The organism is Holtiella tumoricola (assembly GCF_027857615.1).
GTDB classification, from domain to species: domain Bacteria; phylum Bacillota; class Clostridia; order Lachnospirales; family Cellulosilyticaceae; genus Holtiella; species Holtiella tumoricola.
The window spans coordinates 1-20,437 of record NZ_JAQIFT010000040.1 but is presented as its reverse complement, the minus strand read 5'-3'; the positions used below and the strand labels follow the sequence as shown (position 1 = coordinate 20,437).

Below are 20,437 nucleotides of genomic sequence, written 5' to 3'. Positions count from 1 at the left end.
CTTATTGTTCTATTTCTCTTATTAAGTTCACCATCTCAATGGCACCCATTGCACAATCAAAACCTTTATTTCCTGCTTTTGTACCTGCACGCTCAATAGCTTGCTCAATATTTTCTGTGGTGACTACGCCAAACATAACCGGAATATCACTACTCAAAGAAACACTAGCAATGCCTTTTGAAACTTCACTACATACATAGTCATAGTGTGTTGTATTACCACGAATCACTGCTCCAAGGCAGATGATTGCATCATATTTATTGCTTTTTGCCATTTTAGATGCAATAAGTGGAATCTCAAAAGCCCCTGGAACCCATGCCACTTCAATATTTTCTTCTCTGACTTCATGGCGTGTAAGGGCATCTACTGCACCACCTAATAATTTGCTTGTAATAAATTCATTAAACCTTGCGACTACAATTCCAATTTTAATGTCTGTTGATACCAATTTTCCTTCATAGATTTTCATGTTTTTAATCTCCTTAATTTTTTATTAATGTATGTTTAAATAATGACCCATTTTGCATTGTTTTGTTTTAAGATAGAAAGCATCATGTTCGTTCGCCTCTATTTCAATAGATACACGTTCTACAATCTTGATTCCAAAATCGGAAAGTTGATAAACTTTATCTGGGTTATTAGTTAATAGTCTCATGGTTTTGACGCCTAAGTCTTTAAGAATTTGTGCACCAATATAATACTCTCTCAAATCTTCTTCAAAACCAAGAGCAACATTGGCTTCGGCTGTATCCATTCCTGCTTGTTGAAGTTCATAAGCTTTTAACTTATTTATTAATCCAATGCCACGGCCTTCTTGACGCATATAAAGAAGAATGCCACGACCTTCCTTTTCAATTTGTTTCATTGCAGTAGCTAATTGATCACCACAATCACAACGTGAAGAACCAAATACATCTCCTGTTAAACATTCTGAATGAACACGACAAAGTATATCTTCTCCATCACCAATGTCACCTTTAACAAGTGCTACATGATGTTCTCCATTAAGTTTATTCACATAGCCATAGGCTCTAAAATTACCATAAGATGTTGGAAGCTTAGGTGTTGCCATACACTCTACAAGGTGATCAAATCTTTTACGATACTCTTGCAGTGCTTTGATGGTTATAAACTTCATATTCCAATCTTTTGCAAATTCAATGAGTTCCGGTGTACGCATCATATGTCCATCTTCTCTCATGATTTCACAGCAAAGCCCACATGGCTTTAATCCTGCTAACTTCATGAGATCAACTGTCGCTTCTGTATGACCATTACGTTCAATCACCCCATTTTTCTTAGCTAAAAGTGGGAACATGTGTCCTGGTCTACGAAAATCTTCTGGGCATGCCTCTTCATCTATGGCTTTTAATGCTGTTATACTTCTTTCAGCTGCTGAGATACCCGTTGTTGTATCCACATGATCAATAGACACTGTAAAAGCTGTTGTATGATTATCTGTATTGTTGGTTACCATTTGATGAAGTCCTAACTTTTCACAAAGTGCTTCATCCATTGGCATACAAATGAGCCCCTTGCCATAGGTAGCCATAAAATTAATATTTTGTGTTGTTGCAAATTCAGCGGCACAAATAAAGTCACCTTCATTTTCACGATCTTCATCATCTGTTACAAGAATGATCTCACCTTTTCTTAATGCCTCTAAAGCCTCTGGTATTGTATGATACTCAAACATATTACCCTCCTAAAATCCATGTTTTAATAAGAATGCTTCTGTAATGTTACTCTGGGGAGTAACAAACTTTTCAATATATTTACCAATGATGTCATTTTCAAGATTCACAAGTTCCCCTACCCTTTTTAGAGATAGTATGGTTTCTTTTGCTGTATGGGGAATGATTGAAACACTAAAATGATCCTTTTCTACTTTTGCTACTGTAAGGCTGATGCCATCAATGGCTATAGAACCTTTTTCAATGATATATCTCATAATCTTAGAATCCGTTTGTACGGTATACCAAATAGCATTATCATCTTTATGAATAGATACAATTTTTCCTGTACCATCAATATGCCCTGAAACAATATGTCCTCCAAATCGTCCATTACTCGCCATGGCACGTTCTAAATTCACATAACTTCCAATGGTAAGGTTTCCTAATGCAGAACGAGAAAGTGTCTCATTCATCACATCTGCATAAAAAGTACAATTCCCTAACTTTGACACTGTAAGGCATACGCCATTCGTAGATACACTATCACCAATCTTCAAGTCTTCAAAGATTTTATTCCCGGTAATCATAAGGATAGAGGATTTCATTCTCTTCTGTATGCCTTGTACTTTACCAATCTCTTCGACTATTCCTGTAAACACGGATATTCCACCTCACTTTCTAATAACAAATCTTCTCCAAACCATGTGAGTTTTTGATTTTTCAGTTTAAAGCAATAAGTTGGTTCATCAATACCGCTACCCCCAATAGGTGTCCTTGCTTCATCACCACCAAATAACTTTGGTGCAATATAAGCCTGCACCTTGTTGACAATACCACTTTGCATAGCGGAAGCATTGAGTGTCCCGCCACCTTCTAAAATAAGGCTATCGATTTTTAATATGCCTAGTTGCTGCATCAATATTTGTAAATCAATATGATTATCTTCTTTAGGAATAAGTAAAATCTCACATCCAGCTATTTCATAGGGCATGTATCTGTCCTTTTCCGCACAACACGTTGCAATAATGGTCCTTACACTAGAAGCTGTTGCTACCACTTGAGCGTTTAAAGGTGTCCTTAAATGGGTGTCGCAGATAATACGAATCGGATTACATCCATTTTCTAACCTGCACGTAAGCATAGGATTATCTGCAATTACTGTCCCAACGCCTACCATGATGCCCGTATAGCGATGGCGTTCTTTATGTACATGTATTCTTGCTTGATCTCCTGTAATCCATTTTGATTTACCTGTAGAAGTTGCAATTTTTCCATCCATAGTCATGGCATACTTCATGACCACATAAGGCGTCTTCGTTTTGATATAATGAAAAAATACCTGATTAAGTTCTAGACATTCTTTTTCTAATACACCGCTCAACACTTCAATTCCCTTAGCTTGTAAGATTGAAACACCTTTTCCAGATACAAGTGGATTAGGGTCAAGTGTTCCGATTACAACTCTTGTGATACCACTCTCTAAAATAGCATCTGTACAAGGTGGTGTTTTTCCATAATGACAACAGGGTTCTAGAGTGACATAGAGTGTTGCACCATGAGGGGATTCTTTACAACCTACCAGTGCATTTCTTTCTGCATGAAGCTGTCCATATTTTTCATGCCAGCCTTGCCCAATGACCTTATTATTTTTAACGATCACAGCTCCAACCATAGGATTCGGACTTACAAAACCACAACCTTTTCGAGCCAGTTCCAAAGCATGTGTCATATACTCTTGGTCAGTCATACACTTTTCCTCCAAAATAAAAATGCCTTGAACAAAACAGGTTCAAGGCATTTCAACAATTCTATAAATAGCTTTTAAGCGTTTAGTAATAATCCACATTTGTATTAAATACAAAAAACTCTGAAATGAAAAATCATTCCAGAGCATACTATACTAAAAGAAAATGCAAAAAAAAGCATTTATAATCTATCTTCTTTCATCCAGACTTTACTGTCGGCTTCGGAATTACACCGAATCATGCCTTACGGCTCGTGGGCTATACCACCGGTAGGGAATTGCACCCTGCCCTGAAGATGTTCTATTCAATTAATGTAATCATATCAGTCTTCTCATATTTTGTCAATAACTTCTATTTTAAATAAAATCTATTTTTATCTACATATGTAATGTCTTGATGGTTGATAATATATTTAAAAATCAATTAAAATTGAGGTACCATTATGTTTAAAAACAAGCATTATTTTTTCATCCTTATAGGTATTTTTATATGTTGTTTGAGCCTTTCTTCTGTGACTTTTGCTACACAAAATAATTCGCTCGATACAACCATTGATACGTATTACAAAACTGTTAGAGAGAATCAAAAACAGCTCCTCAGTATTTTAGAAAAAGGCTACTCCAATAATACGACTCAAAAAAGCAATGATAAGCTTATTGGCCAACTCTCTATTTACTCAGGTAATGTTGATAACTTCTCTAATAAACTTGTTCATGAAACCATTAATAGTTCATCTGAAAAAGAACAAAATTCCAAACTTCAAACCTTAGTTGTTGCAAGTGATTATTTAAAATTTATTAAAGATCAAATTAATGAATTTTTAATTGCTGAAGACTCCTTAACTCAATTTTCACTTTTAAAAGATATCCTTCAAGCCAACTCCTTATTAAATCAAATACTTGCTTATCTATAAGTCTTTATCCATCATTTAAATAATAAAAAGGGTAGATTGATTCTATCCTTTTTATTATTTAAATCTATCCATTTTTTACCCAATAATACTTTTAAAAACCTTACAACCGTTGAATTACTTAACTAAATAAGCAATAGTTTCCACATGCCTTGAGTAGACAATAATGATGTGGTAGAAAGCTGATGGTCCTTTGGCGGATGGGTATCTCTTTAATAAACACTTATAAATCTTGAGATTTGGATTTTAAACCTCTAATGTCTGCTTCCAACAGCTTATTCTACTTAGGCCACAGTAGTCGTGCACAATCTTATCTAATGTTAATATTGTACACAATTACCCCTTCAAATTGTGCCTTACTTGAAAGCTTTATTGGGCACAATTCTTTGATTCTATTATATTTTGCAGCTGTAAACTTTCTATTTTACTAAACTTATAATGTCATCTCTAACAACTTCATATCCGATTTTGTTTAAATCACTAATTGCTTCATCTATGTATCCTAAATACCTTCTTGCATAATATCCTTGCTCAGATAAAACTAACAGTCTATCTTCAGGTCTTGACACAGCAACATAATGCAAATATTTTATACCATCATTATCGAAATTGTAATTACCTGCATTTATAATTACTTGACTAAATTCCAAACCTTTAGACGAATGTATAGTTCCACTTGTTAATAAATAACTTTCGGAATTGTAGCTTGGAATATACTCCTCATCTATTACTGTATCATAAAGTTTTTCTACTTCATTTTTTACTCTCTCTGTTACCTCATTGTAGCTAAGATATGAATACAATTCGTAACTTGCCTTAAAAAAATCATCTTTTTTTTCTATACTGTCGCTAATATTTTTTAATTTGCTTTTCAGAATTGATATTTTATAGTCATCTGGAATTGGAATTTCATCTTTGAAATCATACTCACTATATCTCTTTATCATTATATAGTTGGCAATTCCTCTAGCAATCCAAATGTGTTCACTTTCAAGTCTTGTATCATCAAGAGGTGATTGTGGAACATAAACAAAATTCATCCCAACTTGGTTTAAATAATCACTCCAGGATTTTGCATCGGCATTGCTAAAGCTAAGCATCGCACATTTTTTACTTTCATCAATCCATTTTTTTATGTAGCTACATGAATCATTTTGATTATTATACTCATATAAAATGACCTCTTCATTAAAATCAATTCTAGTATATTGTTCTCTAACTGATTCCATAAAAATATTAGAGTAATTCTGTATAGCCTTATTAGACCTAAAATTATGCCACAGCTTAAACAATTTAAAGCCATCCTTTTCAAATAAACCTTTAAAGCCATCACAATATGCTCCACGCCACCCATATATTGATTGTTTAATATCACCTACTACAAACAATGGTATTTTTAATTCATCACATAAATAAATAAAAAACGAATGCATATCTATATCACTATCTTGATATTCATCAATATATATTCTAAAATACTTTGATTTCATATATCTACTTGCAGAATGTGATTTTTTTAATATATCTAAAGCCAATTGAAAAGCAAAGTTCTTATGATTATCACTAAATTTACACATAAATCCAGTTTCACGAATTTTCTCAATGCCTTCATCAAAAGTTTCTATTTGGTTTGCATCACCATAATCTGGATTTATTTTCTTTTTAAAATCACGGCCATAAACATCATACATAAAGGGTTGAATGATTTCAGTCCAGACAAAATTATCATTAGTACCCACAAAACCATCATCTCGATTTATTCCAAGACGATTTGCAATTTCTTTAGCTGCTTTCCTCGTAAAAGTAATTGCAGCAAAGGTTCTAAAGGTTTTGTTATTCTCTATATCCCTTAATATTCTTGCTACTGTTGTATAAGTTTTACCAGTTCCTGCGCTAGCACTAATAACAATATTTCCTTTACAGTCTAAAACTTTTTCCCTGGTTTCTTTATCTACTGGCAACATAATTCCACCAACTTTCTCAAGCACTCAAACCTATCATGATTATATATAGAATTAACGTTTTGTTTATTTAATTTTTGACATAATTTAATCATATTTTTCAGTTTGGCTGTTTGAAGATAATCAACTCCAGTCATGGAACTATTGTTTTCTTTTGACAAATCGTCCATTACATTAGGTATAGCTTCGTATAAATCATTTTCTAAGTCTACCCGTGATAAGTAAATATTCTTCTTTGTAAAGTTTTTAATCATATTCGGATATTTTTGGTCAAAAACCTCTCTTTTCTTATCGATTTGGACAGATATATTTGTTTTATAATTTGAAACATTATCTATAATAATATTAGGCTTCGTTTCTTTTCCTAATAAATTCAAGCATCTATTTACTCCTAAAAGAGTTGCTTTACTTGTTTTTTCATACAATTTCAAATCATTATCAGTTCTTATAATCACATCTATTCCTAAAGCAATTAACACATCATAATACTCTTTAAAATTAATACCTTCAACTTCGAGAATATATCCACCAAGGCTTTCATATCTTTCACATTTGTCGTACAAAATTCTTTCAAATAATGTTTTTTCAGATGGTCCTTCTACTAAAAGAACAACATCAGCATAAATCGCTTCTGCTAAATTCTGATTAAGTTTTTGTTTTAATTTTTTATAATCACTTGGAACAGAGTATGCAAACGACTTACCAACAACGGCACATTCTTTAACTAATTTAATTAGATTTACTTGATCCATCTGGCTTACAATAAGAGATGAATGTGTTGTTAAAAACAAATACCTAAATAAATTGTCCGAAAAAATTTCATATGAAAGAGACAATTGCATAGATCTATGTAAATGATTTTCCAACTCTTCAACAAGAAACACATTTATCATTTCATCTTCTTTTCTTCTATTTTCAAGTGTTAATAATGTGTAAGATAATATTTTTTTTCGACCATCACCAGCAGTAGGATATGTTTTACATTCATTATCCAATATATATGGAGTCAACTTATCATGTAGATTATCAATCTCAATTTCAGATTTAATTGCTAGTTCAAACCCCTTTTCATTTCGAAATTTCTTATACTCTTCAACTAAATCAGATTTAAGTTCTTTAATTGCATTTAGCTTAGATACACATGTGTTTAATTTATCTATATTATTAACTAGTTTTTTACGTTCATCAGCTTCTAAAGACGATTCTTTTCTAAATATCTCCCTAGAATATTGTTTAAAGGTACTTTCAAGCTTAATTGATGAATCTATATATATAACATTGATGTACTTATCAATTTCAAAATACGACTGTCTACTTGGAATGTCCTCAAGATCATTAACATCTATTCCCCAAAACATCGTTGGTTCTCCTACTGATTTCTCGCTATCAAAAGTAGTTTTAAGTTGAAAAAATACTGTATCGGATTTAGAATCAATAGCACCCTTCATCATTTTAAAGATTTTTTTGCTATCTTCGTCATCTTCTTCATCAGAAACTTTTACTTCAAGTGTAATTATAATTTCTTTGGTTATGTCTTTATTGTAAAAATCTGAATCTATAAACCCATTTTTGCGAAAATTACGGTCAAGCAGAAAACGTAATGCTGCTAAAAAATTACTTTTCCCTATATCATTAAGACCAAAAATAATGTTTCTATTTGTTAAATCTATATTCAGATTTTTAAAGTTTCTAAAATTCTTTATAATAAGATGTTTTAATTCCATTATGTTTCCCTCCAAACAGTTAATCGCCCAAATATTGAATTACAAATGAAATCAACGACAGGCAACGCTTATAGAAATAACCATAATGCCTATTATCTTCTATATCTATTTTGTTAATTTTATGATGGCAAATTTTAAAGTTATTTCCTATCGCAGTAAATTCAATAAATTCTTTTTCATATAAATCTATATATTATTTTTTATTGCTAGCAATATCTTTGATAATTTTATTTATAGATTTCTTTTTTTCTAAAGTCTAAAAAATATGTTTTTAACCTTTCAAAAGCGTCTCAAAGCTTTTCAACCGCAATTTTGTCATTACTGTGTGTTGGCAAAGTTCATCTTTTGCATCTGAAAATCTCGTATCTAAACTAGGCATACTATTTCAATTATGCAATTTTTCCAAATATTCAATTTCTTTAAGAGCTCATTGTTTGAAGAACCTAAAAGGTATGATACTATTCGACATATTATTTTCTTAGTATATTTAGAGTCAAAATAAATGTAACAAAATATTTTAAAAATATATTTCTACACTTTACAAATCTTTTTTAATATCACTAAATCTTATATATTGAATAGGTCTATAGTGCAAATGAGGCAATAAGAATGAATCAAAAGCTGAAGGTAAAGAACTACCAATAAGATTCCCTACTATTCCGCCAATTGCATTTCCTAAATTGCCTCCCAAATAACTACCAGTTACTGAAAAGATTAAGAACCTTAATAATTTAATTGGTATAGTTTCATTTGGTGAAATATTGCTTTGCACAAAATCAAGATATTGATTATAAATCTCAATGTTATCCGAAGGATTTAAATTCCCTATTAATTTGCGTAAATTTTCTGATTTTAATCTAATTTTATCTATGTCCCTAAAATTGATTTTTCCTCTTTTATATAATTCGCCAATATCAGGTACTCTTTCTTTTGTCATCAAATATTTGAATACCTCATTACTTTTATCATAATGTGTCAATATTCTTGAAAATTTATTTTCTATTACATCTGAAGTACTTCTATCAACCCATACTCCAGTAGAACTTAGAATATTTGAAGAATTCATGAAAATGTTGGTGTATATTAATATTGCTAAAATAATGTACAAGATGGTGTAAATCGTATTTTTTTCATCAAAATCCTCCTTATTGATTTTAAAATGAAACCCCTTATCAGTTAATGTAACTGTATATATTAATTCTTCAATTAAATATTTCTTATTAAAGTAAATTTTATTTTTTTCAATAATTCTTTTCACAAGCTGTATATCATTAATCTCTTCTAGAACTGTTTGCAAACACAATTTTTCATTAATTCTATCTGATGGTATTATGAACAAATTATCTAGTATTGCTTTGTTTAAATTCTTTTTCCTATTTTGGCTAATATCAATATCATCGATTGCTTTCCATAAATATTCTTCTAGAATAGCCTCATCTCTATATGATGTTTTGTCTAAATTCTCAGTATGATATATGAATGGGTTTGGTACTATAAAGTTACCAAGTCCACCAGTACTTAAATTATATTCTTTATTCGTTTGGCAAAATGTAATAATTTTGTTGTTTATGTATTCCTCAAGAATATCCGTAGAAAATAGATTTACTATTTTATTTATAGTTATCTTAGGATTACCAATTTGAAAAACTAATCTATCATAACTTATAATGCTCTCAACTATTTTTGAGGGATCAATTCTATAATCATTTTGCATAATATCATAAGTATCTATATGAATTAATGTTTTATTATCCAACGTGCAGTTCCTCCATTTATAATTACTATTTATGCTAATTATGTATAATAATACTTAGAAAACAAGATAGAAGATGGTTTTGTACTTCAAAAATTATCTAACTTATAGATAAGTAGTTTTCATCAGATAATATTTAATAAGTACTCTTTCATTTTTTCTTTCTGAACATAGTTTAAATCACACCCGCATAAATGACATTCTTTATCTAAGAAATCTATATATCCATCAATAGATATGTTTTTTGCTAGATATGCTTTTCTAATCAATTCTTTTGGAATAATATTTCTCTCTTTCGCTTCTGATAATTTAATTAACGCATACTGTCCAATACTATTATTGTAAGTATATCGAGGTTCTACTGATAAAAACTCTGACGTAATATTTATATTTGTAAGTAATAAATTTCTAAGAGAAATATTTAATTTTTGAGGAATATGTTCTATTTTTTCAAAATATCTATACTGCATATTCAGGACCATTTCTTTTACCTTATTATGCTGTATTAATTCATTATAATTTGAAAGTTCATTGATAAAATAAATTAGTGGATAATCATTAGCTTTATTCTCATAATCATTGTAGCTTTGTTCAAGAACACATAGTTTTATGATTGTGATATAAAACATATTAATAATATCTTCTTCATATATAGAATTTAATAATGAACCAGTCAATGGTTTTTGAAGGTATTCAATAAGTTTATCATACATGCTTTTTGAAAATCGATGTTCTATATTAGATTCCTTAAATTCTTTTATTAATTTATCATAATTTTCATTCATATTACCATGGTTATTCCATAATGCTTTCATTACGGCTATATTGATATACTCCCAATCAAACCTGAATTTATATATTGAATAGTAAATTATTATATACGAAAATACATATGTACAATTTTCTTTATTAAGTAATTTAACCATTTCTACTGCATCTCTGTCATTATATGATATTAGCTTATTGCGTATTATGTTTGCATAATAATTATTGAATTCCTTTGTTCTTATCAAATTACCAAATATCTGGGCAAATTCGTTCTGCGACTTATTTTCAGAAAATATCTCATCTATATTCATACGAATTAGATGTAAAATACATTGATTACAATACTCTTGGAACATAGTTCCAGTACTACAATATCCATTATATAAACTATTTATTAGCTGTTTTTTGATTTCTAAATCTGAATTTTTAAAAATATTGATAGTAAGTTCTTCCCAATCTTTACAGTCTAATAAGCTATTTTTTTCACCAAATACAAATAATTCCTGAGGATAAAATTCTTGGTTAATATGTTCACATCCTTCTGCACTGGCTCTTATCATAAGTAATTTTATTAAGTTTAGATGTAATACGCATATATATTTTTTTAATTCTTCATCAATAATAAAATAGTTTTCATTATAAATTTCTTTTAATAAATCACATTCCATTTGGGCATTATAAACCCATTCCACTTGATTTTTTACAATTTTTTTCTTTTCAATTATTATATTTATCTCTTTCTTTTTATTACTAATATACGAATCAAAAATCTCAATTATTAAATCATTATATAGGCTTTGCAGCATTCTAGGATTATTATCTTCTTTAATTGCTTCTTTTAAGTATCTCATATCATACTTTAACAAATCTATACTTCTAATCGACATGCGTTCTTTCAATGTTTTTTTTAGAAAGATTCTATTAATATCACGAATTATTGTTCCATTTCTTTTAGGGAGAGATATTCTTTTCAAGATTAAAATGCTTTGTGTACACTGCCAAAATAAAATTATAAATATTACAAAATAAAAAATCACAAATGAATACCATAAAAAGTTCAAAATACATATTAGATTCTCTGGAAAATAATTATCATATATATTAAGTATTGGTTTGTATAAAACTTCTAATATAAACAAAATATAAAAATAGGGTCTGGAAACAATTAAATTAAACGATGAGACTTTCTTCTTTACAAAATACTCCGTTAAATTAACCCCCAAATACTTAGTTACTGAATCTGAGTTACCTTGAAATGAGGCTACAAACTGATAAAAGGTCATTAAAATACCGTATATAGCAATTTGGCTTCCTACTATTGCTATATACGTTGCTTTATCAATATACAGCTGATTATTAATTATATAATCTATTATCAAAAAGAGCTTCCTCCTAAGTCCTTTTCTTTAATTAACATAAACACTATGTTAAAACTATCGAATTCAATTGGTTTAAACCAAAAAGCGAAAATTTATACTATATATTCAATCATTCCATAATGACCTATTCTCCTATATTTCACCTGTGCAGGAAATTAGAATATATGCAACATAAATCTGAATTTTATCAACTTCATTTCTTATTATTCTTTCATCATAAGCACTCCCCCAGAAAACAGCTTTACTCATGGTATTCTTTACCCTACATTCATTAAGAGTAGGGGAGTGGGAACAGGCTTCTTTAATTTCTTATCTACATTCATTGGATCCAATCATCCAGTTTCAATCTATCTAATGCCTACTTTCACATTATAAATTAAGCTAAATATATACACTAATAACGATGGAGTCCTCTCTTATAAAACTTATTTATCACTTGCTTATTACCAATCCATAATTAGTCTTGCTCCCTGGGTTAATACGACACTATAATCTTTATCTTTTAAAATACGCTCTTTAAGTTTTACACTAAAATCATCATTAATAATATATTCACTATTTTGTTTACCAAGGTGTCCCTCAATTAATTGATTGATTTGCTTAATATCTTTTATCTCTTCTAAATATTTACCAATTAAATAAACTATATAGAACATAAAGACATTTCTATTTTTAGTACCTTCTGGGTTTAATATAATAGATTCTTTTGAATCTATTATATGCTCTTTAACAAATCTTTTTAATGCTTTTTTATGAATGATACTTTGATTCATTAGATATTCAATATTATTCATTATAATACCTAGGCTATTTTTTGTAGGTTCTCTAGTTTCTACAACTTGTCCACTTTCCATAAGTTGATATATACTACTTAGAAATAATTTTTGTTGAAGTGAGGTATCTAAAGGATTTATTGGTATCATTACTGTAATTCCATTTATTATTTTATTAGGGATAAAACTATTTTGAACATCATGTAATAAAGAAGCTGGATTTCCATATAATATTTCTTTTCTTTCGCTGTTGATTGTAAGTTCCTGTAGCATACAAGTGTTCTTACATAATTGTGGATTAAATTTACATACCTTCACTTTATATAAAGCTGCACCAAATAAGCTTAATAACACATACACATTATTATCTTGGCTTAAGTACCCAATTATACAATGGCTTGCAAATATTGTATTTTGCCTAAAATAATTTATAATCCCCGCATCTTCAATTATATATACAGGATGTCCAATACCATGAGTAATAAAGTTGATTATATCCATAAAGTCATCATATTTATCACTTATATCATTTTTTAAGCAATACCATTCATATGCAATTTTTGAAACCATTCTAAACATTTCTTGACTATAAAAAATACTAGTATTAATTTGTATTTTCTCTTCAATCTCAAGCTTATTAATATCAATTTGTTCAACTTTGTTTGGATCTTCAGCAATATCCTCTATATCACTTAGTAATCCCATAAGATGCTTACCATCTTTACTCCTCAGCTTTTTTCCCCTAAACAATTGAGTTTCGGAAGATAGCTTTACTGGATACTCCAACCCAGCAATATTATATGTCGCCTCATACTTAGGGTATGAACTGCTTTTACTTGATTTTATATCTAATGAATTAGTGAGAAATGCCAATTCACTAATTATCTTATATTCAAACAAATCACTAAATTTATTATTATGTTCAGTTTTACATACATTTCTATTTAATATTCTTGCATTTGTTAATGCATCCGGAATAATATCTGATTCTGATAAGTTATATTCAGTTCCACAGTATATACATCTAGCCATAAATTTTTACCTCCTAAGTACGTCGTTTTTACCTCGGCATTACTTATACTCCATTCTTATATATAGTTTTACCTCAGATATCCTACTCTCATTTTTCATAAAGATTGTGGGAAGCATTACTCTTTTAAATTATAAAAAAAAGAGTAATATTTCCTCAATTTGTTCAAAAATTAAAGTGTATAAATTCCCTACGCTCATATTTTGAATCAATAATGTAATCAATCAAGTTTTTAGCTATCTGCTCCAATAATGGAACTAATTTAGATACAGTACTTCCAACATACATATTAAATATACCTACGCCATAACTTCAGGAGGTTTTTTCCAGAGTTTTATTATCACTGTAGAATTGGAGTTATTCAAATCTTTTAATAAGTAATTTCAGTTATAATCGAAATTGTCTCAACAATCTTAAAATCTACTTCCTATATTATTTTGTTCATCCATAACTACCTCTCTTTAGAAAATTAATCCTTGAAAAATTTCATAGGCCACTAATATTATTTCAATCAATAGTACATTTTCTTTTTATGGAATCATATATATATTGTTTCAACATCTCATGAGCCTTTATAGCACATTGGGATATCAAAGGATCCGTTATAGTACACATGGATCGTGCTGCAACATTTAGACGCATAACTAAGAAAAATTCATCATTCTCTATTGCTTCTTTAGATAATTGCAACATTTTCTCTGGCATATTGGCAAAGGAGCATTGCATAGCATAAGTTATTGGTTCGACAATTCCAGTTTTACCACAAATGAATTCTCCATCTTTATATTTATGGGTATGAAAACCGGCCATATTATGAAAAGGCATGTCCTCTGGTTTTATAAGAATATTATTGAATGAACCAATAACCTTAAATATTTCTAACTGTATATCTCTTGAGCCATTTTCCATAGCCATTGGAACAGTAGAAAGATTCGATAAAAGAAGCCAAGGATTAAAATTTGAAATTAATGTGCCTTCAATTTCACCAGACAATTTTATATGTCCAATGTCTGAAAAATATAAACCAAAAACGCCGTAATCATTATTTTGCTTCACTAAGGGTGAATCCTTTATAAGTAGACAAAGCAGTTTCCAAAGGACCTCCCGCTCTATGCAGACACCAAGCACTGCTTTTGTGGCAGCCACATCACTATATGGAATACAATCTATATTTTTCATTATAAAATCATATGCATTTTCGACATTGCTCCTATCGATAATCTCAATAATTTTATCTCTAAGTACATACCCGGCAGCCGTTGCAATAGCCTCAGGAAATCTAGGATATAAATATGCTTTGCCATCATCAAAAACTAGTTGATGTATATGTCCGTCGCTTTTCATTCTATTTATGCGTTCAGTTCCCATGAATTGCTCTGCAACTTTTAGAGATATAACTCCTCTTGTTGCAGAAAGGATTGCTAAACGAGGATCAGCTGTCCTACTATTCATATCATTAAACATGGCTTCTGCAAATATACGGTAATCACTTCGTGTTTCTGCATTAGTCACTATTTTGGACCATACCGATTCTAATACAGAGTAATTCATATAACTAGGCAGAAAAAAAACCTTCTTTGTATCAGAATTATCATCTATACTGTCGTTATTTTTAGGTAGGCTGGACGCTAATACCCTTAAAATACGAGGATTTCTGTATTGTACATTACATTGTGATCCTTGATAAAATGCTACGCCATTATTATGCATGAAAAAATCCATGGCATTATAGAACTCTTCATCTGATAAAGCATCGAGTTTTACCATCGGAGCTTTACCAATTGCGTTTTTAGCTGGTCCACAATTGATTCTGCTTATGCAATCGTAAGTATGTTCATTCATAACCAGCAGTAACGAATATGAGTTTTCTCGATTAATATCATTGAGTTGGTTTATTTCGCGCCAGAATAGCTTATCATCAACAGAGCAGATGTTATCAAAAATAAATACTATTCTACTTTTTTTCTTTCTTTCGCTATACCCATTGATTAGCCATTGCTTTACCTCATTTGCCCCTAAACTTCTGAATACTTCTTTGCAAAACCAATTGGATATCTTTTCAAGTGGATCATAGCTTACGTTAGCATCAATATAAACTGGAATAAGATCATCGGGACATTTCTTGCACATCTGATATATGGCATTCGTCTTTCCTGCTAAAATTGGCCCAACGAAGCTAATTAAAGGATATTCTTTTGCTTTATCTACCAGTTGACTTACAACTGTACGCTCCAGTTGAAAATTTCTTGCAACTTGGTATGTGAAGTCATCAATATCACCTTCCATTTCTTTAATTGCCTTTTTTGTATATCTAGCCAATATCTCTCTCCACATGTCATTATCACGACCAAGAAGTATTGTGATAGCTTCGTCCAAGTCTGCACTTGCGCATTTCGTAGCAGCTTGAAAGAGAGATTGCACTATATGCTCATTTACATTATCGACTATCCACTGCTTGCGGTCATAAGTAGTAAAAAACCGGGTATCTTCACCATTACTGACAATTGTAAGTGGCGGCATAGGATCTAAGAGTCTAGCATATGAGGTCCCTTGGATAGCATCATCATGTGAAAGTGCTATACCCGGTGCCTTTAATTCAAGTATCGCCAGATTGACTCCTTTATGTTTAATCAAAACATCTAAGCGTGCGAATGCCTTATCTTTTTTCACTCCATTATAAAAATATGTATTATGTCCTAGTGTAAGCTGAAACTGCTGTTGGTGGGTAATATCCCCTTTGTTAATCATCGGAAATATCCGTTTAATTTCTTCGTTTACTCTTGCTTCAAAGGATGCCTCATTCATCAAATACCCTCCAAATTAATTATATAAAATAATTTTGATTACTTACTGGCTTTATTGGGCCGGAATAAACCCAGTACGATTGATATCTGGATTACCTGTAAAATAGTGATATGTAATTCCACGCAAATCCTCAGATGGTGTTTCATTGTCAAATACTATAATCTGGCAATCTGTTGAACATTTAGCTAAGTTGTTAAAAAATGAATTCTTTACACTTTTACTAACTTCTTCATTTTTTTCATTATTGCGCTTATCCTTTTCTTTATAGGTCGTAAGCGGAGAATCTAAAACCACAAATCCAGGATGGGGAAGACCATTCTGTTTACAATATAACAATATTGCAATTATAAAAGAAGAATTAATAATTGCTCTTGCCCCTTTACCATAAGAGGCTTTTGTCTTACTGTTAACAATTACATCATTGTCTTTTTTATTAAAGTAAACTATATTTTCACAACTAATATCAATAAAGTTCCAGCTTTCTAGTAAGCCTTGTATAATTTCACAAAACTCTTTCATAAGCTCGTCTGATAATTTCTTTACTTCCACTTTATTAGATGTGGACTTAGTGTTATCAATTCTCTTATTAAGTTCTTGAATACGGCTCTGTGTATCATACAGTTTCTTTTTATTATTTTGAATAGCAAGTGCCTTATCTCGTATTTTTTGATAACGCTCATGTTCTATTAATGCATTTGAAATCTGTCCTGCCTGCTTCTCCAATTTGTGTTCAATAGATTTAATGTTTTCCTGCTGCTTTACAACACTTTTTTCAATCTCCAATAATTCCTTTTCAAAGTCATCGATTGTTTCTTGTAAATCAATTAAGTGTGCATTAAGCTTTGCCTTTTCCTTATCTATTGCAATAAAATATATTTCCTTGTTTTCCTGAGTAGATTTCATAGTAGTATGGCATATAGGACATTTAACATCAGCTAGTTGTCCAGTATAATCATGTGATTGTTCAATAAATCCTAAACGTTCAATATCTGACTGATAATTTTTCTTTAACAGTTTAAATTTCAATAGATTATCTGTAATTCTGCCTCGTTCTCTCATTATTAAGCCGAGTTGCATCAAACTTTTTTCACGGTCTTTTTCAAACTCTTCTACAGCAGTTCGTTGCTGTTTTATCGAATTCTCAATACCTTTTATTATCTCAGAAACCTGCTGAGGTGCGTAATCATCTAACATCTCCTCAGCCTCTGTAATCTCTTTTTGTAAATCACTAAAAATCAAGGTCAGCTCATCAATTGCTCCCTTAATTTGTGCTTTTTTTACCTCAACACTTTCTGGTTTAGTATACTTTTCATAGTCGAGACCAGATAGTATAGTAAAGAAAGAGGAGACTTCAGGTGTTGAGTTTTTATCTCGTTTTGTATCCCCAATAAAAATAGGAGAGTTTTTTTGAACAATGCGTGTCTCATTCATCATCGTTAAGTAAACAAACTTTCTGAATGTGAAAGCTCCAGTTTCTCCTCTTGAACAATTTCGAAGTATGTTTCTATAGGAACATTTGCATAGTGAAAGCAATTTAGCTGATAAACTATTTTTGGCTTTGGAATCAGATGATAATGTTTCAGGACTTGTACTGTCCAAATGAGCAATATCAGCACAAAAATAATAAATATCATTTTTTTGACTTTCTAGTAGGCTTCTCTTCAAAGTTATACTCTGTCGTGATGTTTTATCAAAAATCTCTAATAATGCCCATTCATATCCATCAGCTTCATTAGGCATCTCTGGTAGATCAGATGATCCCAAAACATAATTGATACATTCATATGCAAAAGATTTTCCAGTATCTGATGCACCAGCAACTACATTTAAGCCTGTAGTAAAATTCAAAAAAGCATCCACTTTCTTAGTTCCTTGCAAAAGTAGCATTTTTATTTCAAGTCCTACATCTGCCATATTAATCACCTCCTACAAAGATATTTTCTTCAAATTCGCCTGCCCATTTTCCAATATTTCTATCTATATATTTATATATCTGTTTATCCGTATAGCTTGAGAAGAATTCATTGACAACACTAATATTCCTCTTAAGTTCTTCAACATAACCATTTTCAAAAAGTGAAATAAAGTGGTGTGTTAAATGATTTCCTTGATAATAAATTCCTGTCTTTGTATATTTTACCCCAACAAGACCTTTGGCAATTATCAAGTTTAGTCCTTTATTAATTATATCCCTCTTTACAGCTATTTCTGAAGAGTGATTAGGGTTATCTGGGTGTAAACTCTCCTGTGTTTGATCCAAATCTCTTAAATGTAATGAAAAATAGTCATAGTACATTATTCTTTGAAAACTCATTCTTTTTTGACAGATATCTAATATCAGTAGAATTCTCACTCCAACTTCTTCTGGTGAGTTAAATATCTGTATTTTCTCGCTCATTATCAACCCACCTCATTTCTCCGTCATTCACCAGATCATGGCACATACCACTTTTCTCTAATATACTTATATCGCCTAGTTCTGATGTCTTTATTGGTAATATCTGTGCTCGTTCTATGGTTGAATCTACTCTATCCAAGTCCTTATCAAAGGTTGCCTCACAGGTAGTAATAACTCCATGATATACTTGATTCTTTAGATCATCATAAACCTCATCATTAATAAACTCATCTCGACTAAAGCGTTTCAAAGCTCGTGCATTGTGAAAACTTTCTCTTTGTCGCTTAAAATGTCCATGTAGCTTTTTAATTGAACTAAGTGTTTCAATATCTTTAATCGATTTCTTTTCATGTTGTGAATAAACCTGCATTAACTGGCAAACATATTCCATCGTTACTTCGTCCGATTCAAGTTCTTCCTGAGGCTTCCTTACACGAGGTCTTTTCCGTAATCCACCTCCAAAATGATACTTATACCAACTTGTTGTAGCAAACTGCTGTAACAAGGTTTGAGGCGATACTTCAGAAACTATACTAAAATCAAAATTGGTGATATACTCTTTCAATTCATGCGACAATGGTACTCCGTCAGCTGTTATTTTCCTTTTAGGCTTACAATACTTATCCCATGTTTTTATTAATTGGGTATTTATTCTTTTAGGATGCTCTATCAATTCTCTTAAATCCTGCCCAATGCCATTACTAGCGACAATAAAATACTTCCTTGGCTTATTATACTTTCCAATCATCGTGTAGTAACAAAGCTTTCCAAACTCAGACATATAGACAGATGGAGATAATGGGTCCTTATATCGTTTGCATTGAAAAATATCAAATGTTTGCATTTCTTCGTCCAAATAGGCAACAATATCTCTGCCAGAATCTTTCGATCCTCCTATTTGTGCTACATTTTTATAATGCTCACTGTTAGCTAAATAACCAGAAGCCCATTGACAGGCAATATCTTCGAATTCCCCAGCGTCAATTGTACGTAATCGATCTAATGGATTAATTGATACATCAAAAATACGGCTAGTATCTTGAGGTGCTTCAATTGTTGGCAAAGGAATAATATTCATTTTACTTACCTCCTTTGTCAACATCTTGTTTTTTGTATTTCTGCTGCCTTGATGAAGTCTTTTCGATTGGCACAACCCCCATATCATCATTCTTGATATAATTGAGGAATAAAGTTCCAATAAGAAGACGATCACTGCGAGATATTCTATTCCATTCATAGCCTTTAAAGAGATCTCTTACTAGAAATACTTCATTGGTTTTAATATTTGAAATTTCTAACTTTGCAACATCTAATAATTCATTAACTGATAGCACAATTATACCTCCTAAATTAAACAACAATAAAAACAACATTGTCAGTATAATTGTATAATTTTTTCTGCCAATATACAACATCAAATTTGCGAATTTGACATAATTTCACTGGTTATTCAGAAATAATAGATGGATTGTCAAGACCAAAATTCTTAATCTTGACAATCCATCTTAGGAGCAG

General features: G+C 30.8%; 15 protein-coding genes and 1 riboswitch. Of the genes, 1 reads left to right on the top strand and 14 read right to left on the bottom strand.

The features are described from left to right. Position 1: 1 nt before the first annotated feature. The 4 genes from ribH to ribD are packed head-to-tail and all read right to left on the bottom strand — an operon-like array spanning position 2 to position 3,423. Positions 2–469: a 6,7-dimethyl-8-ribityllumazine synthase gene (gene ribH, locus PBV87_RS08935; protein WP_271011965.1), complete on the bottom strand. Its 468-nt coding sequence runs from the start codon at positions 467–469 to the stop codon at positions 2–4. A 24-nt stretch (positions 470–493) separates the two neighbouring features. Further along, a complete protein-coding gene (locus PBV87_RS08930) occupies positions 494–1,696 on the bottom strand; it encodes a bifunctional 3,4-dihydroxy-2-butanone-4-phosphate synthase/GTP cyclohydrolase II (protein ID WP_271011964.1) in 1,203 nt (400 codons plus the stop codon). Positions 1,697–1,705: 9 nt separating this feature from the next. Then, positions 1,706–2,335 carry a riboflavin synthase gene (locus tag PBV87_RS08925; RefSeq protein WP_271011963.1) on the bottom strand — a complete coding sequence of 210 codons (630 nt, stop codon included), beginning with the start codon at positions 2,333–2,335 and terminating at the stop codon, positions 1,706–1,708. After that, positions 2,320–3,423, bottom strand: a complete 1,104-nt coding sequence (ribD, locus tag PBV87_RS08920) for a bifunctional diaminohydroxyphosphoribosylaminopyrimidine deaminase/5-amino-6-(5-phosphoribosylamino)uracil reductase RibD (RefSeq protein ID WP_271011962.1) — start codon at positions 3,421–3,423, stop codon at positions 2,320–2,322. Before ribD ends, PBV87_RS08925 begins: the two co-directional genes overlap by 16 nt. A 184-nt stretch (positions 3,424–3,607) precedes the next feature. After that, positions 3,608–3,722: riboswitch (FMN riboswitch) on the bottom strand. 210 nt (positions 3,723–3,932) lie between these two features. Here ribD and PBV87_RS08915 point away from each other — a divergent pair. Then, positions 3,933–4,334: a hypothetical protein gene (locus PBV87_RS08915; protein WP_271011961.1), complete on the top strand. Its 402-nt coding sequence runs from the start codon at positions 3,933–3,935 to the stop codon at positions 4,332–4,334. 416 nt (positions 4,335–4,750) lie between these two features. Here PBV87_RS08915 and PBV87_RS08910 read toward each other — a convergent pair whose 3' ends face one another. From PBV87_RS08910 to PBV87_RS08865, 10 genes are all read right to left on the bottom strand, one after another. Further along, entirely contained in the window at positions 4,751–6,292 is a 1,542-nt protein-coding gene (locus tag PBV87_RS08910; protein ID WP_271011960.1) for a UvrD-helicase domain-containing protein, read from the bottom strand. Continuing rightward, positions 6,283–8,016 carry an ATP-dependent nuclease gene (locus PBV87_RS08905; protein WP_271011959.1) on the bottom strand — a complete coding sequence of 578 codons (1,734 nt, stop codon included), beginning with the start codon at positions 8,014–8,016 and terminating at the stop codon, positions 6,283–6,285. The genes PBV87_RS08910 and PBV87_RS08905 overlap by 10 nt, the downstream gene beginning before the upstream one ends. Before the next feature lie 538 nt (positions 8,017–8,554). Then, positions 8,555–9,772 (bottom strand): hypothetical protein, encoded by a 1,218-nt coding sequence (locus PBV87_RS08900; RefSeq protein WP_271011958.1) that lies wholly within the window; start codon positions 9,770–9,772, stop codon positions 8,555–8,557. 122 nt (positions 9,773–9,894) lie between these two features. Beyond that, on the bottom strand, positions 9,895–11,916 hold the full coding sequence (locus tag PBV87_RS08895; RefSeq protein WP_271011957.1) for a hypothetical protein: 2,022 nt from the start codon (positions 11,914–11,916) through the stop codon (positions 9,895–9,897). A 443-nt stretch (positions 11,917–12,359) separates the two neighbouring features. Then, entirely contained in the window at positions 12,360–13,721 is a 1,362-nt protein-coding gene (locus PBV87_RS08890) for a hypothetical protein (protein ID WP_271011956.1), read from the bottom strand. A 505-nt stretch (positions 13,722–14,226) separates the two neighbouring features. Beyond that, entirely contained in the window at positions 14,227–16,524 is a 2,298-nt protein-coding gene (locus tag PBV87_RS08885) for a type I restriction enzyme HsdR N-terminal domain-containing protein (RefSeq protein WP_271011955.1), read from the bottom strand. A 51-nt stretch (positions 16,525–16,575) separates the two neighbouring features. Beyond that, on the bottom strand, positions 16,576–18,438 hold the full coding sequence (locus PBV87_RS08880) for a coiled-coil domain-containing protein (RefSeq protein ID WP_271011954.1): 1,863 nt from the start codon (positions 18,436–18,438) through the stop codon (positions 16,576–16,578). Position 18,439: 1 nt separating this feature from the next. Beyond that, positions 18,440–18,922 (bottom strand): ABC-three component system middle component 2, encoded by a 483-nt coding sequence (locus tag PBV87_RS08875; protein WP_271011953.1) that lies wholly within the window; start codon positions 18,920–18,922, stop codon positions 18,440–18,442. Continuing rightward, entirely contained in the window at positions 18,897–20,000 is a 1,104-nt protein-coding gene (locus PBV87_RS08870) for an ABC-three component system protein (protein WP_271011952.1), read from the bottom strand. The genes PBV87_RS08875 and PBV87_RS08870 overlap by 26 nt, the downstream gene beginning before the upstream one ends. 1 nt (position 20,001) lies before the next feature. Beyond that, positions 20,002–20,256, bottom strand: a complete 255-nt coding sequence (locus PBV87_RS08865; RefSeq protein WP_271011951.1) for a single-stranded DNA-binding protein — start codon at positions 20,254–20,256, stop codon at positions 20,002–20,004. Between the last annotated feature and the right edge of the window lie 181 nt (positions 20,257–20,437).

Bases quoted from the DNA above. Each gene is read 5' to 3' on its own strand.
- PBV87_RS08885 (WP_271011955.1), bottom strand. From the start codon at position 16,524: ATGAATGAGGCATCCTTTGAAGCAAGAGTAAACGAAGAAATTAAACGG.
- PBV87_RS08930 (WP_271011964.1), bottom strand. From the start codon at position 1,696: ATGTTTGAGTATCATACAATACCAGAGGCTTTAGAGGCATTAAGAAAA.
- PBV87_RS08880 (WP_271011954.1), bottom strand. From the start codon at position 18,438: ATGGCAGATGTAGGACTTGAAATAAAAATGCTACTTTTGCAAGGAACT.
- ribD (WP_271011962.1), bottom strand. From the start codon at position 3,423: ATGACTGACCAAGAGTATATGACACATGCTTTGGAACTGGCTCGAAAA.
- PBV87_RS08870 (WP_271011952.1), bottom strand. From the start codon at position 20,000: ATGAATATTATTCCTTTGCCAACAATTGAAGCACCTCAAGATACTAGC.
- PBV87_RS08875 (WP_271011953.1), bottom strand. From the start codon at position 18,922: ATGAGCGAGAAAATACAGATATTTAACTCACCAGAAGAAGTTGGAGTG.
- PBV87_RS08890 (WP_271011956.1), bottom strand. From the start codon at position 13,721: ATGGCTAGATGTATATACTGTGGAACTGAATATAACTTATCAGAATCA.
- ribH (WP_271011965.1), bottom strand. From the start codon at position 469: ATGAAAATCTATGAAGGAAAATTGGTATCAACAGACATTAAAATTGGA.
- PBV87_RS08905 (WP_271011959.1), bottom strand. From the start codon at position 8,016: ATGGAATTAAAACATCTTATTATAAAGAATTTTAGAAACTTTAAAAAT.